The organism is Colwellia chukchiensis, assembly GCF_002104455.1.
Classification (GTDB): Bacteria; Pseudomonadota; Gammaproteobacteria; order Enterobacterales; family Alteromonadaceae; genus Cognaticolwellia; species Cognaticolwellia chukchiensis.
Window position 1 is genome coordinate 260,390 of sequence record NZ_NBOC01000003.1, and the last position, 14,348, is coordinate 274,737.

12 protein-coding genes are annotated in these 14,348 nt (G+C 35.6%); 1 reads left to right on the forward strand and 11 read right to left on the reverse strand.

Annotated elements, in window-relative coordinates:
• From B6K83_RS06435 to B6K83_RS06485, 11 genes are all read right to left on the reverse strand, one after another.
• Entirely contained in the window at nt 1-444 is a 444-nt protein-coding gene (locus tag B6K83_RS06435) for a response regulator (RefSeq protein WP_085284125.1), read from the reverse strand.
• Nucleotides 444-3,749, reverse strand: coding sequence for a hypothetical protein (locus B6K83_RS06440; protein WP_085284126.1), 3,306 nt, complete (start codon nt 3,747-3,749; stop codon nt 444-446). The genes B6K83_RS06435 and B6K83_RS06440 overlap by 1 nt, the downstream gene beginning before the upstream one ends.
• A gap of 115 nt (nt 3,750-3,864) precedes the next feature.
• On the reverse strand, nt 3,865-4,458 hold the full coding sequence (locus B6K83_RS06445) for a condensin complex protein MksE (RefSeq protein WP_085284127.1): 594 nt from the start codon (nt 4,456-4,458) through the stop codon (nt 3,865-3,867).
• Nucleotides 4,458-5,852 (reverse strand): hypothetical protein, encoded by a 1,395-nt coding sequence (locus tag B6K83_RS06450; RefSeq protein WP_085284128.1) that lies wholly within the window; start codon nt 5,850-5,852, stop codon nt 4,458-4,460. The genes B6K83_RS06445 and B6K83_RS06450 overlap by 1 nt, the downstream gene beginning before the upstream one ends.
• On the reverse strand, nt 5,839-8,787 hold the full coding sequence (locus B6K83_RS06455; protein ID WP_085284129.1) for a hypothetical protein: 2,949 nt from the start codon (nt 8,785-8,787) through the stop codon (nt 5,839-5,841). The genes B6K83_RS06450 and B6K83_RS06455 overlap by 14 nt, the downstream gene beginning before the upstream one ends.
• Nucleotides 8,788-8,802: 15 nt before the next feature.
• On the reverse strand, nt 8,803-9,597 hold the full coding sequence (locus tag B6K83_RS06460) for a DUF7281 domain-containing protein (protein ID WP_085284130.1): 795 nt from the start codon (nt 9,595-9,597) through the stop codon (nt 8,803-8,805).
• 50 nt (nt 9,598-9,647) lie between these two features.
• On the reverse strand, nt 9,648-10,460 hold the full coding sequence (locus tag B6K83_RS06465; protein WP_085284131.1) for an HNH endonuclease: 813 nt from the start codon (nt 10,458-10,460) through the stop codon (nt 9,648-9,650).
• Between the two features lie 63 nt (nt 10,461-10,523).
• Nucleotides 10,524-11,912 (reverse strand): DUF2130 domain-containing protein, encoded by a 1,389-nt coding sequence (locus B6K83_RS06470; RefSeq protein ID WP_085284132.1) that lies wholly within the window; start codon nt 11,910-11,912, stop codon nt 10,524-10,526.
• 41 nt (nt 11,913-11,953) lie between these two features.
• Complete coding sequence (locus B6K83_RS06475; RefSeq protein WP_085284133.1) at nt 11,954-12,598, reverse strand: hypothetical protein; 645 nt, start codon at nt 12,596-12,598, stop codon at nt 11,954-11,956.
• A gap of 9 nt (nt 12,599-12,607) precedes the next feature.
• A complete protein-coding gene (locus tag B6K83_RS06480) occupies nt 12,608-12,898 on the reverse strand; it encodes a hypothetical protein (protein ID WP_085284134.1) in 291 nt (96 codons plus the stop codon).
• Nucleotides 12,895-13,164: a DUF4258 domain-containing protein gene (locus tag B6K83_RS06485; RefSeq protein ID WP_158088324.1), complete on the reverse strand. Its 270-nt coding sequence runs from the start codon at nt 13,162-13,164 to the stop codon at nt 12,895-12,897. The genes B6K83_RS06480 and B6K83_RS06485 overlap by 4 nt, the downstream gene beginning before the upstream one ends.
• 369 nt (nt 13,165-13,533) lie before the next feature.
• On the opposite strand from B6K83_RS06485, the gene B6K83_RS18300 reads away from it, so the two are divergent.
• On the forward strand, nt 13,534-14,133 hold the full coding sequence (locus B6K83_RS18300; RefSeq protein WP_158088325.1) for a WYL domain-containing protein: 600 nt from the start codon (nt 13,534-13,536) through the stop codon (nt 14,131-14,133).
• Nucleotides 14,134-14,348: the final 215 nt, after the last annotated feature.

The following is a 14,348-nucleotide window of genomic DNA, read 5'->3' on the forward strand; positions in this document are numbered from 1 at the left end:
TTACTCAACACTCTCTATAAATTTTGTTAGTTCATCTTTCCAATGTTCAGATGAAGAATCCCAAGCCAATACGTCAACCAGAAATTTACTAAAATCATTCATCAGCTCACTACTCAAGTTCTCAAGAGATATTTGACTGTTATGATGTCCAAACACATCATGTTGAGTTATGACAACCGTAGGTATGAACTTTCTTCTGTGTCTCATGAATATTAAAATATCTTTACCAGCAAGGTGTTTAATATCATCCATATCATTCATATACCTTGGTAGGCTCATATCTAGTATTAAGAGTGAAAACGTTTGAGTAGTAAGTACCTCTATAGTTTCTTCTTTATTTGTTGTCAGAGTTATATCCGCTGAATTTAAATTTAGCTGTTCTAATAGCAACTCCATTATTTGATCAGCCTTTGTAGCATTGTCTTCCGCTATCAGAATTTTCATTAGTCAGACTCCTTTTTTAAAATGTTTTTATTAACAAATTCAATCTTTACTCTAAATGAATCTCCATCTGCGCATAGCTCAATTCTATTTTGTGCATTGAGATCCTGTTCAAATATTTTCTTAATTTTATAAAAGCCACTATTTTTATCTCGGCTAGCTTTATCTAGATAATTGATATCATTAACCGTGTTATTTATTTCTTGTACTTTTGCTAAATCAATATTTTTAGAAAGAGAAGATACTGTTAAGGTAGAACTCTCATTTTGCTCTTCCCAACCGATAACTAATTCACACTTTTGTTTGAACTTTCTTCTACTTACAGAGTTCTCAAACAACATAATGAAAACCCTTATGAAGCTTTTCAAATGCCTGCCATCATATATATTTGAAACAACGGTTCCTTGCTTTATTGAAACCTCAACTATTGGAAACAAATTTTGTACAAAATTTAAAGCTTCCAATATAGGCACATTGATATCAAAATGTTCGCCAGAAGACTTAACAAAATCTAACCAGCCACTAACTTCATTACTTGCACTTATTAGATCCGTTTTTGCTAGCGAAATTTTTTCATTTACTCGATATGCATTGTTCCTCAAATCGTTTGAGACGGACTTTAACTCTCTAAAATAGCTATCTACTTTCGTTGGCAATAAGTTAACTATAATGACTTTTCCCGCTTCAATTAGCTGTTCTGCTTTTCTATCCAAAGAGTTAATATTCCATTTAATAATTTCGTCAAAAGTACTTCCACTCTTTATTAAACTGAGCATGTTATTGACTTCATCTGACTCAAATGAAAATTTAAACAAAGAATCAATTGAAGATAGGTCATCTGTGCCTATCTGCATGTAACTATTTTTTATTCGAATTAAAAAGTCATTAACAGATTTAGAAAATACCTTGAAAGCATCTTGCAGCTTGCGGTAATAAACATTCGTTAAACTTGCTTTAAAACAATCTTCTATAAACTCATTGTCTAAATATTCGCCATTGACTTGCCTGCATAGTAAATCATGCTTTTCAAAAACTGATCTCAATCTCGGCACAATACCATTGTGTCTAATGTCTACATTTAGAGAATTATCCAATCCAAACATTGGGTTTAGTGTGTAAATATCTCTTATTTCTAGCATCAAAAATAATGCTAGGTTAAAAGCCTTTCTGTCTGTTCTAACAATTTTCTGATCTTTCTGTGTAACGCTTACGCTCAACTCGCTTTGAGGAGAGGATTCCTCTCTATCTAACTCTAAAACAAGCTCTTCAAAAACTGACGCATAAAGCCTTTTTGATTCAGCAAATACTTTAGACTGATCGACATGCAGCTTACCTTTCCCCAATTTTTTAACGCATGAGTTTTTCGTATACTGATGAATCATGAACTCTAATTCTTCGAGAACTTTATCTTCTTCTCCTTCTTCAGATATCAAATTTGAAAGTATATTTACACGATCTAGAATTTTCTCATTATTAGAACGATAAATATTTAATCCTTCGAGGATACTCAAATCACATATATTTCGAAGTAAAAACCTTTGTTTATAGCAGCTTGGAAGCAACTCGCTTGGGGATTTTATTCCAAATTGCATAAGGTAATCATTTAAGTACAGAGATATTACTTGGTGCTCGGTATAATCATCTTTCAGCAGCAGATATATACTAATAACAGTATCAATCGAGTCGAAATTTATATCTTCACTTTCGTTAATTTCTTTAAAGAGAAGCTCTTTCGGTAGTTTCCAGACATTTTTGGGATTTTCAAAATATGAATTACTGATATATTCGACAGTACTTTGGCAGTTACCAGATTTGATCATACTTAATGCAATCTTAGCTCTGATCTCATCTTCTAAATGTAACGGACAGTCAGTAATTTTTTTGTATAAATCCAGTGCATCGGAAAAATGATTCTCGCTAAATAACTTGTCAGCATGCCACTTTAGCTTTCGATATTCCGGTATATCTAATAAGTAAACGTCATCATTTTTACAATTAGCAATTACATAGCTAATTGACTTTTGGTTGGGAAGGTTATTTCTAAAGGGATTAAAAGTAGAGCCATTAATGTCTAAAAAGCTATACAGTGCTCTTACAAGGTTTGTATCGTGACAAATGTTACCTTTAAGCTCTACCAATTTAACAAGCGGCATAACATCAAAATGGTTAAACTGTTGAAACAACCTAGTCAAGCTTGTAAAACTTACATCACCTCTTCCAACTATGTAACTTCGCAGTTGTGAGATAGTTTTATGAATCAAACTACCTTTATTAAAACTACTGCCTCTATCAAGAGCTATTAAGGAGTTCACATAAAATTCGTAAGCATTTGCTATATTTGGCCATTTGGTTAAATAGTGTTCACACTTTCCAATTACACTTTCAAAATCTCCCATCATATAGGTATCGCAAATATCAATTATCGCTTTATCTTCCTCCTGAAGAGTCATTTCTCCACTTTGTAAGCGATTAATATTGATGAGCTTATAATCATTAATATGAGATCCTAATGATAAAAAACCTTTTACTACATCATTTTCAAAATTGCCTTTAGCCTGACAAACCATCGCCATCCTACAAAAAGCAAGGTATTTATCAATAATGCTAGCTGGAAACAGATACTCGAAAATTCCTTTAAAATCAGAATCATCAAAGTTCAACGGATCAAAACGAAATAGAAATTCAAGTGCCTTGCCTTCCGAGTTGTTCAAACCTTCTAAAATTGCTTCAAATGAATAGTCATTCCGTTCAGATGTTCTACTACTTGAAGCATTAGATAAAATTATGTCTAAATCACGCTCTTCAACTGGCCGATTACGGTTTTCAACTAGAAACTTGTATCGCTTTAACGCTTCGCTATCTTGACTGATGAAAGATAATACTGAAAGCTCAGTTTGGACTTGCCAATACGAATACCCAAATCTATCTTTAATAATTGCAAGGGCATCTAAAACTGCTTCAAAATGACCTAACAGAACATTTTTTTCTATACTCTCTTTCAATTCTAAAAATTCATTTATTTGCTTTTTAAATTGAATGATTTGTTTTATCCAAACCTCAATTTCTTGCCAGTTATTATCAAAGCTATATGAATTAATATTTCTTCTGATAAATTTAGAATAATGTACAGGGTTGCTGTACAAATAAGTTTTAAAAATAGGGTTTCGGCATTTTGTATCCAATAAATTTCGGAATGCTTCTCTATCTGTTTCTTGATTTAGCTGAATAAGAGCCAATAAACCAACATTATTCATACTTGGTTTAACGCTTCTTGAGCTTCTTTGTTTATTTTTTCTTTTTTTGGGCATCTTCAATAGCCTAAGGTTCTGTCCAAATTTAAAGTGTGTTAAGTTTAAAAATCATCGTGAGCTAATTAGTGTTTAATAGCCAACAAACTTAAACACTTAGTTTTCATATGAATAATTAGTCTTGAATGTTAATAAATGCTGAATGAGCCTCTATCAGCCTATTCAAGAATGTCATTGCGGCTTTGCTTAGCACATATTTATCCTGAGATACTTTGAATATAAGGCTTCTAGTTGTTAGGTATTCAAGTGCTTTGTCCCAATTGTCTACCCTTAGAGCCTTTAGTGAACTTGTTAGCAAATCGTCTTGCTTTAATGCATCAATATCTGATTCTTTAAGCCCAAACATAGGATCTTGCAACTGTGCTAAATCGCCCACAGTTGAATAGTACCGTCCAATAAAAAGCAAGATAGATTGAATCTTCATGGCATTGTCATCTGATTCATCGTTGTTAGCATCACGAAGGTCTTGTGTGAAGTAAAAGTCCCCTTCCTCATCAAACTTTAGGTCATACCCCATATGTTTAAAGAAAAGCGAAAAGTGCCTAATTTTGTTGAATACCAGTGTGAACAAGTCATCATCTACTAAGCAACCGTGAACATCGTCATAACGCTGCTTATTGAGCACTCGACCTTGAGAGAATAATCGGTAAATTTCAGCACTTTTGGTGTAGGGAATTTCTTCAAAGCTGTAAATAACTTCACTTTCCATTAGTTAGACTCCTGCAAGATGACAATCCTATATACATAATATTTATTTTCTTGTTGAATGAACGCCTTGTTGTTTGTCTTAATCAGACGTTTTCCATCAAGCGTCTTTTTCATGAAATGGACAACAGCATTTATAAGATCAACAAAGTGATATTCTGGTAATAAACTTTGAAGGCGGTAATGTAGGGTAGCAATTACGTCCTTTGATTCTCTTAATGAGAGCTTTTCTATCAAGTCATATATTGCCTTTGCTCTTTTTAAGCGATCTTTCGAGGTGAAAGAGACCAAAGCTTGGCCTTCTGCTTCAATATCTTCGTTTGATAGCAGTAATTGGTCTTGAATTCGATACTCAAGGTCTTTGAATATGTTGTAAAAATAAGAACTGTTGTTTTCAATTTTTAACCCTTTGGGTCTCGGAATTCGTTTCACATTTTTCATGAAAGGAACGTCATCAGCGAAAGAGTTATCTATTTTTGTGCGATTTACACGACCATCCAGAGTTTCTTCATACTTTTTCTTAAAGCGTTCAAAATGCCATTCCATCGCGTTAAATTGAGTTAAACTCTTCTGGGTCTTGCGAATAAAACCATTTATCTTATTTGAAACGTCTTTTAGTGGGTTGATGATGTTGGTAAAACTCAGTCCATAGCGAAATACTTGGTCAGAAAGCTCATGTTTTCCATGAGCATCAAATAGCAACTTTATAGAGTTGATTGTCGCTAGCAGGTTGTCTCCATCCACTAACTTTACGTCAGGATTAACAAATCGCTGAGTGGGAAGAATATGTCTTTCATATAGATGCGTTACGTCATCTAGCACTTTTTGTCTGTACTCAACAAAGTCAGTACCGTCTTTGCTCACCTCAAACGATAGTTTTTCCAAATCACTATTAATACTCTGCATTCTAACCAAGTTGCGCTTGAGCAAATCTAGTAAACTACCGAGCTTGTGAAACAACTCATCTACCAGCTCTGTATAGTCATAATCCATTGAGTTGAAACTACAGTCACCAGAAAGAAGTTTCTTTTGAATATGCCAAAAAGAAGCTAGTTCAGCTTTTAATTTTGCATCTGTTAGTTCTTGATATAGAGATGTTTCACAAAGCCTAAAAATAGAGACAACGGATTCTTGAAACATTAAGCGGCTAACGTTATCAACCTGATCTTGATCAGCAACAATATGTGACTTTGCTAAATTGTCCGTTGCATAAGCAATTTTGAAACGTTGCTGCTCTAGCTTATCTAGGTGCTTTATACTTTCTAACACCTCAAAAGCTACGGCTCCTTCACTAATGAAACGCTCATTTTGTGCGTCCATTTTTTTAATGAGATTAAACATAATGTTAGGTCGCTCTAACATTATTTTAAGCGTTTGAATGGCGCTAAATTGTTTCATTTACACCTTCCAAAAGCTCAATCTGATCATCTTCTACAAATGATTCAAAGCTGTCCTCATCGTAAAATGACTGTGGACCATCCCAAACGACTCTCGCCCTCTCAGTTGTGTATGGCTTTGCTGTTTTTAAAGCATCAACATCATAATGATTTCCGATCATGTGAACCAATTCTGCACCAGAACTATGAGTTCCAGCAGTGAAGAGATAAAAGCCACTGTCTTTGATATCTCGTAAAAGCCACTCATATTGATTCACATTGATATTTGCCGCCTCATCCATTATCACTGGAAGCTTCACCATACAACTATCAGCACGTAATTTTGCGAGTAGGATTCGTACAAGTTTCAGGTTAATCAGTGCAGTGGTAGACGTTGATTGCTGTTTCGTTTGCCAACTGTCGTGACCATCTTTCTTAACTCTATAGCTGACTTTTTTAATTACATCAGACATTACTAGCTTGTTACGCTCACCATCTTTGAAAAACGCATTGCTAAATGCCTGAAGCCTCAGATAGAACTGCTCAGAAAGAGCTTGTTCACTAAACTCGTTATAGCTCTTTTGAATTTCAGAAATGAGATTTTTAAAACGCGGGTCTACATGGATAGAGACTTCAATTTGAGTTAAGTCATTAACCGAAATACCTTCAAACGAGCGGTTAAGTTGATTCTCAAAGCGGCTAATATGCTCAAAGTTCTTTTCTAAAATATCAACATAATTACTGACACTTTCATTATGAGAGCGTGTTTTAGACTTAAGTAACTGCCATTGACCTGCAAGCTCATCATATATTTGTTTTACGTTGGTATATGCTTGATAAATGGTGCTAGGCATAGGGCTTGGACTGAAGAGGTCGTTATCTAAATCTATAAATTTATCCCTCGCGAATTCTCTCAGTCCTTCAAGTATCTGTGCTCGCAAATGATCGACCTGTTGCAAGTCATTTTGGAGCAGAGACAAATACTCTGGTGTCACAGTAACAGGATTGTTGAATGTATCTTGCTTATCTAGCTGCTTTTGAATTTTTGGGTAGGCTTGCTTAGTGCCATTAGCGCTTCCTTGAAGCGTAAATAGCTCTGTTTGCTCGTTACTGAAAGCTGCTTTCTGTTGCTGTTCAAATTCGATTTGCTCTGATAATTCAGCTTGTCGCTTCAATAGGCTTTCAATTTGGGGAGTAAACTCAGTAATCACAGCTTGGTTATCACTAAGTTGCTTATTATAGACCTTTAAAGCACTAACATTATGATTTAATTCAGATATAGCTGTTTTTTCACGCGCTATAGCCTTTAACTCTCTATCTAGTTCCTGAAGCTTCTTCTCAACAATTAAAGGGTTTTCCGAATCTTGCCTTTCAAGTGCCGATTTTTCAGAAAGATCTGCATTTATTTCTGAGACAACATTGTCTAATTCTCGCTGCAAGTCACGAGTCATCCTTGTGTTGGATTTTTTAAACTCCTGTCCCCAAAAGTTATATAAATACCCTTGGTCATTAAATAAGCCTCTAAAGTTTTCAATTGCATCTATTTCATGCTTTTCCAACTCCTTACCCGGATTTGCTAATACCAATCGCTGATTAATGGAATTAAGTAGCTCCAACGTATCGTTGGGCAATTGCTTTTGAATCGCAAATTCAGAATTTTTAATCTCTAATTCAATATTTTGTTGTGTAATTTTATTTTGAGCGACTTGAGCTTCAAGCTTTTTGATTCTTACACGTCTCGCATTTACATCTTTAAGTGATTGAATTTTATCTTGAGTATCCTTCATTTCCTCATCAAGAAGCTCTAGTACTTCCTGTTGTGACATGTTTGCATAACGACTTAGTTCAGACTCTCCCTTATCAATGTCTTTTTGAGTTTTAGAGATACTTTGCTCAGCAGTTTTAATATTTGCATTAGCAGTAAACAAACTTTGACTAATTGTCTTAACTTGTTCAGTAATAGGAGATAATTGTTGTTGAAGGTCCTTAATTTTATTTGCTGATGTAGTTACTGATTCACTTACCTGTTTTAAGTTACTGCTCAGACATAAATAAAAATCAACAAAACGACTCTCAATTTCAGACAGTTCACTATATTTGGCAAAGTTAGATTTTAGGGCCTCGAACTCTTTAGTCTTATTTTCAATATCAGTTAACTTTTGATCTTCCTGCTTAAGGGAGTCATGTGCTGCTAAAAATGACTGAATATCAAAGTTAAGCGCATCGCTCGTCTCTTTTTTCTCTGACTCAACGATGTTAGCAACCGCTTTAGCAACACCCTCATTTGATGTTTCCATATCGAAAAGCATTAAAATTAACGCTCTCAACGACTCTACGTTTTCGTCAGATGCATCATTGAGTGGAAAAAGGCTATAGCGCATTTCAGTTTCAGATAGTATGTCTCGCGCATACATCAAATCCTTCAATTTTTGAGGGTCTCTGACTGAAATACAGTGCTTATCTTTGGCCTTAATTTTAGTAAACACATCTTGAGTCGATAGCTTTTCTACTCTAGAGCCGATGTTATGTTCGTCCTCTTTCTCTACTTGCCAGAATAGATGCTGAATTTCTTGGTATGGCAAAGCAGTAAAAATACGTTCAAATGAAAGGTTCTTACCTCTATTTAGAATCTGACAGTGGGTGTATCGTTTGCCTGCGATAACTTTCTCTACTTCGATAATTAAATGCGAGTACTTGCTAGGGAAATAATGCCCAAATGACTCGTTTTTATCATATTCATAGCCATTTGAACTTTTGAAGTTAAATTTATCTTTTGCTCTATTGAAGTTGACTTCTGGCAATAGAAACAAACGAATGCAATTAAGAAGGCTAGATTTACCGACATTACCTTCGCCAAGTAAAATTGTGTGTTTATCTAACTCTATCTCTGAATAACAAAAACCAGCCGAATCAACTAGTACCAGTTTCTTTAATACAAAATTAAATTGATGTGACAATGTTTTGATTCCTTCTTATAAAGCCAACAAAGCTTCTTGTTCCATGAATGATTTTTTAGACTTAAACAAACTGTATAGCTTGCTTAAACCAAGACTGTTGGCAGTTTCTAACGCCTTTGTGTACTGTTCTTGGGTCTTCGGTTTCTTTATGAAAAATTCATTTAAATTATCTGAGCTAGGCTCCAAGAATTTAGCCTTGCTCCCTACCATATTTCGCATCGCCTTATATATTTTCAAACCACCAAAATCGTAATCAAAGAAGCATAAAATCGAGTCATACTGATTGATAAATGTATAGTTATGCTTGTTGGATATTTGATTTCCGGCACCTAAAACCAAATCTGTATTGTCAAATGATAAGGAAAGAGAAAACGCTTTGTTCATCTGAGCAAATAGTGTTTCTCTTGCGAAAAACAACTCGGAATTTTCAATAATAACCAGACGTTTTTTAGGTTGAAATCTAAGGTGTGTTTCGTCATAACTACTAATAATCGTATCGGGGTGAATATCAACGGAAGACTGATGGTACGCTAACAAGTAGCTAGTCGATGTATTTACTTTATGAGAGTCACCTAGCAACGTTGCATCAATGCGATTCTCTGGTTTAACCGTCAGTGAACGAAGTTTCTCTAATAAATGTTCACAAGAAATGGTTACAACAACAGAGCCTTTGCTCAGAAAGTTAATAGTCGCTTTTTCTTTAACTTCCTCTCGTAATTGCTCTGGCAGCAAAGCGAGAAATTTCGAGTAATTGATTGCTTTTGATTGTTCAATATTGTGTAGATACTTAAAAATTCTACTGTCGTACATTATTAATCCTTGAACGCTTTATTACACCTAACGAGTACATTTTAGCTCGCTCATCTATTAAACAATTCATATCGTTGCTTAAGATTGTCTGACATTACTTGCGGCAATTCATGTCCAATAGAGGTGCCATCATACTGAGAATATTCACTAGCTTTTAACGAGTGTGAAATATGAACAGTGCCATTTTTATCAATGCCAATCAGGTTCAAGTCGTAAAGAGTATGAATGTCTGCCCTTAGCAATAATCCGTTACTAATCGAATAGTTGGTTTCTTGGGTATGCGGAATAATATGCGCAGCCTCCAATACAGCTAAAACTTCGTTTTTAGAAATACAGCACTTTTCATTAAAAGCTACCAATAGATTCTGCCTAAATTTAGACTGACCTCTGCGGCTTTTTATCTGCTGATACACATTGTCATCAATAGGATTCTCGATCAAATTGCTTTCAGGTTCTTTATTAGCATTCAGTTTTTTATTAAGAAAATAACATTCTGTTGCTACATGATCTCCTTTGAGCATTCTATAGACCCAATCTGTAACATCACTTTCAGAAACATTATATCCTCTAGTTAGCCCAGAAAGGCTTTTGAAGCACTCATCAATTCCATCTTTTTCAAGTCGAATAGTTTTATCGCCTACGTGTAACCTATTATTTTTACGCCAGTAATCGATCGCTGTATGACTAGACGCGAGTAAGAAATAAAGTAACTCTCGGTTCATCTCTCGGCCATCTACCTCTGAATTGTTTTGCGCAACCCTAAATGCGGCAATTGTCATTGCTCTTGCTTCTTTATTACCGCTTGGGTACACGTTAGTAGCATAAAAAGTAGTTTGCTTAAGTGGATCGTAAATTTCGGTCATTTCGTCTTCCTCTTGAAAAATTCCGTTTCATAATTAAGCCCAAACACTAACGATCAGTGTAATTTATTGGTTTAGTTCTCTAAATTTATTCGCCATCGTAGAATTATTTCTAGTAAGCTTTTTAATTGTCACATCTTGTGCTTTATCATTAGCCAAACGCAGATTTCTATCAGTACCTAACAACGCATCCTTGGTTTTTTGCAAATGATCTATCGATTTATCAATTTCATCTATCGCTGTTTTGAACTTTCGAGATGCTAAGTCATAGTTTTTAGCAAATGCTGATTTAAACTTGTCTAAGTCTTCTTCAAAGTTCGTAATATCAATATTTTGCGACTTAACTAGTGCTAGTTCTGTTTTATATTCCAGCGATTTTAATGATGCATTACGCAACAACGATATTAACGGGATAAAAAACTGCGGTCTTATCACATACATTTTAGGGTAGCGATGTGATACACCCACAATTCCAGTGTTATAAAATTCGTTGTCTGACTCTAACAGTGACACCAGTACCGCATATTCACAACCTTTCTCATTGCGATCTTTATCTAGCTCTTTGAAAAAATCTTCATTTTTCTTTTTAGTCGCTGTGGTGTCATTTTCATTTTTCATCTCAAACATAATTGAGACAATTTCAGTATCATTTGCATCCTTATCGATAAAGATGTAATCACCTTTACTACCTGAACGTGCATCATTATCTTTTTCAAAATAGGCATTAGGAAAGGCTGTCGGACGTAACTTGTTAAATTCAATTTCACAATGTTGCTCTAAGGTTTCGCCAACCATTTTCGTCGAAAGACGTGCTTTCATATCTTTCAAACGCTCAATTGCATCATCTCTATCTTTGAGCATAGTTTGGTACTTATCAGCCAATGCCTTTTCAGATAACTCTTTCTCAAGTTGAGCTTTATCTAGGCTATTTTTAAGCTCATCCCTTTGTTTTTCGACAGTTCCAACTGCTTCGGCAACTGCCAACTTTTGCGCAACATCCTTTGAATCAATTTGCGCCTTTAAGGCTTGGATTTCAGCATCCTTCTTCGCTGCACTTTCTTGAGCAGCTTTTTCTAAGCGGGTCTCAACGAGTTGCAAAGAGGTCTCATTATCTTTGCTTACTTTATCTAGTTGATGCTTGAGTTCATCCCTTTCCTTCTCCACATTTGATAACGCTTCTTTGACAGCCAATGCCTGCTTTGTATCAACAGCGTCTAGTTTTGCCTGCAAGTCTTTAATCAACATATCCTTTGCAGCTTCTGCCTGTTGAACCAAACTCTTAGCTTCACTTTTGGCAAGCTCTAATGCGCTCTCTTTTTCTTTTTCCGCTAGCTTTAATCTTTCCTGAATTTGTTGTTCGAATGTTTTATCTCGAACTTGTTTAACAATATCAGCATATCCCGCTTCATCAATAGTAAAAGCAGTATGGCAATTAGGGCAAATGATGTCGTTCATAATAAATCCTTCTAATATTCTAAGTGGTGGAATGCTCAGTATTAATATCTATCTAAAAGTTTTTCATAACGCTGTTCGGCGGTTTTATTTGCATATTCGCTATGCACCACGCCATTGTTATACAAATGCTTTTTGCAACCCGTATCTGGGTTTCTCGCATAAGTCCGAATTCTTTTGTTAAACGCTGGGTTACTTGACCAGCGAATATTGAAAGCAAAATTATGCTGAAAAAAGCAAATATCTGCGTATTCCTTAATATGCTCATGAAGCCACCAAGCTAGCGATGGCCAATCATCCGATTCATTCAAATACGGCAAGAGTTTAGGTATAACGATGCATGCCGTCGCACCAATATATCCATCACTATCCGCTCTATCCCAGATGTGGGCACCACAGTTTAATTGATTAGATGCGCAGTTAAGTTTGTTAATGTTGCCAATTTCATTTACCGTGGAAGAGCGAAAACCGGAGCGAATATGAATTCTGCCAAAGCTTTCCTGAATCGGCTCAAGCACCTTTTGGCAAAGTGATTGCCCGGCTTCAATTGCCATACTCAGATTTTCGGGTTTGTTTACAATCCCATGACTAATCGCCACTTCCGAATACAAAAACTCTCTTAAAAAGAAGTTTTCCGATAACTGAATGCGACCTATATCTTCTAAAAATTGATAGGTTGAGTTACTCATGGTGTCTCCTTACAAACGATTTCGTTCTTTAAGCTGCGCTAATATTTCTTGTTTTTCGTTTTCATCAAATGGCTGATAGGTGAAAAAGCTCAACTTTTCGGTGTATAAAACACGAGGCCATTGAAGGCTTGTAATAACATAAGCAAATACCATTAAAATAGTTACTAACCAAACATTTGACTGTATCTCTTCTAATGAGCGCATAAATATTGCGTGTTCAATCGTACATGGCAGCAACAGAACGAATTTAGCAAGCGCTATAGATAAATAGCCCAGTAACCACATTTCAAAAATATTCATTTTCGTTCCTTTTTTAGGCGCTTATATCGATGTCCAACGGTAATAATCAAATCCCCTTTGGTGACTACATAAATGCGATGCATTTTAGCCAACAGTTGATGAGGCAATTTGCCGAGCTTTAATAGCTTCTTTGCAGCGGACTTTCTAACACTGAATATCTCGCAACCTTGATGGAATTCACATTGTCCAAAGTCAAGAACTGCTTCAATCTCAACTGGCTGAATGCCTCGCTGTTGCATGCGAGCATATGCATGATTTGTATACATAACGTCACCTTCTTGTTTGAACATTCATTTAATTATGTGTATATTTTTAATACATGCAATATTTGTATACATATACATGTATATTTTTCAGGCAGACCTATGAATGTAAAAAGAGATAGTAACGACGAAATAAAGTGGGATATGTACCTGCGTTTGCGTTTAATAGAAATGGTCACGATGTGGGAGGGACGACTAACTACTGTCAGTTTGACACAAGGCTTTGGCATTAAAAGGCAGCAAGGCTCTAGAGATATTGCTTTTTACAGGAAGCAATGCCCAGAAAATCTGTACTACTGTACGAAAACGAGAGGCTACCTTCCTACCGAGTCGTTTAGCCCCAAGTTTACACGGGGAGATATTGGTGAATATTTGAAGTTTCTATCAGTTAATAAGGATGCTGCATCTTATATTACGACCATAGAGCAAGTGGATACCCCTATTGAAATACTATCCCCGCCAAACAGAATTGTTGACCCTCGAATAGTTCGGTCACTGATAAAGGCTTGTCGAAATAGAGAAAGAATTGATGTGACTTACGCCTCCATGAAAAACCCATTAGGCGAAGAACGCAATATCATTCCGCACACTTTCGTCTCTAGTGGGTATCGCTGGCACTTAAGAGCCTTTTGTGAAAAAGACAGGATCTATAAAGACTTTGTATTAGGCAGATTTATTGGTGAAGTAGAAACTATCGCTACCAATATTGATACGCCCGAAGATAAAGCGTGGAATACTTTTATTGACTTAAAAATTATTCCTAACCCTGAATACAGTGATGAGCAGCAACAATTAATCGCACGAGAATGGGGTATGACTGACATGTGCGAAGTGGTAACAATTAGGGCTGCACTTGCTCAGTATTACCTAATACTTATGCACATCCCTTATAAAGGTAACTATGAGGGAGTAAGACACCGAGTGATTTTAGAAAACTTAGATGTTATCAAGCCTTACTTAATGTCGAGTTAGAGCTACTTTTACAAACTCAAGATAACCATGTAACGAAAGAGATCCATAGAGAGTAACTGTTACAGCCTTTTTTAATTTTGACAGATACGACCCTGTAACACATTTTGTGTAACTGCCAGTTTTAAATAACATCTTTTAATCGGTCTTCGAATTCGATCATAAATCGATTCAAGGCCGATTTCCAATTTCTTATCGGCATCGTCCATTTTTTAGCT

Bases quoted from the DNA above. Each gene is read 5' to 3' on its own strand.
- B6K83_RS06435 (WP_085284125.1), bottom strand. From the start codon at position 444: ATGAAAATTCTGATAGCGGAAGACAATGCTACAAAGGCTGATCAAATA.
- B6K83_RS06475 (WP_085284133.1), bottom strand. From the start codon at position 12,598: ATGAGTAACTCAACCTATCAATTTTTAGAAGATATAGGTCGCATTCAG.
- B6K83_RS06450 (WP_085284128.1), bottom strand. From the start codon at position 5,852: ATGAAACAATTTAGCGCCATTCAAACGCTTAAAATAATGTTAGAGCGA.
- B6K83_RS06470 (WP_085284132.1), bottom strand. From the start codon at position 11,912: ATGAACGACATCATTTGCCCTAATTGCCATACTGCTTTTACTATTGAT.
- B6K83_RS06485 (WP_158088324.1), bottom strand. From the start codon at position 13,164: ATGTATACAAATCATGCATATGCTCGCATGCAACAGCGAGGCATTCAG.
- B6K83_RS06480 (WP_085284134.1), bottom strand. From the start codon at position 12,898: ATGAATATTTTTGAAATGTGGTTACTGGGCTATTTATCTATAGCGCTT.
- B6K83_RS06460 (WP_085284130.1), bottom strand. From the start codon at position 9,597: ATGTACGACAGTAGAATTTTTAAGTATCTACACAATATTGAACAATCA.
- B6K83_RS06445 (WP_085284127.1), bottom strand. From the start codon at position 4,458: ATGGAAAGTGAAGTTATTTACAGCTTTGAAGAAATTCCCTACACCAAA.
- B6K83_RS06440 (WP_085284126.1), bottom strand. From the start codon at position 3,749: ATGCCCAAAAAAAGAAAAAATAAACAAAGAAGCTCAAGAAGCGTTAAA.
- B6K83_RS06465 (WP_085284131.1), bottom strand. From the start codon at position 10,460: ATGACCGAAATTTACGATCCACTTAAGCAAACTACTTTTTATGCTACT.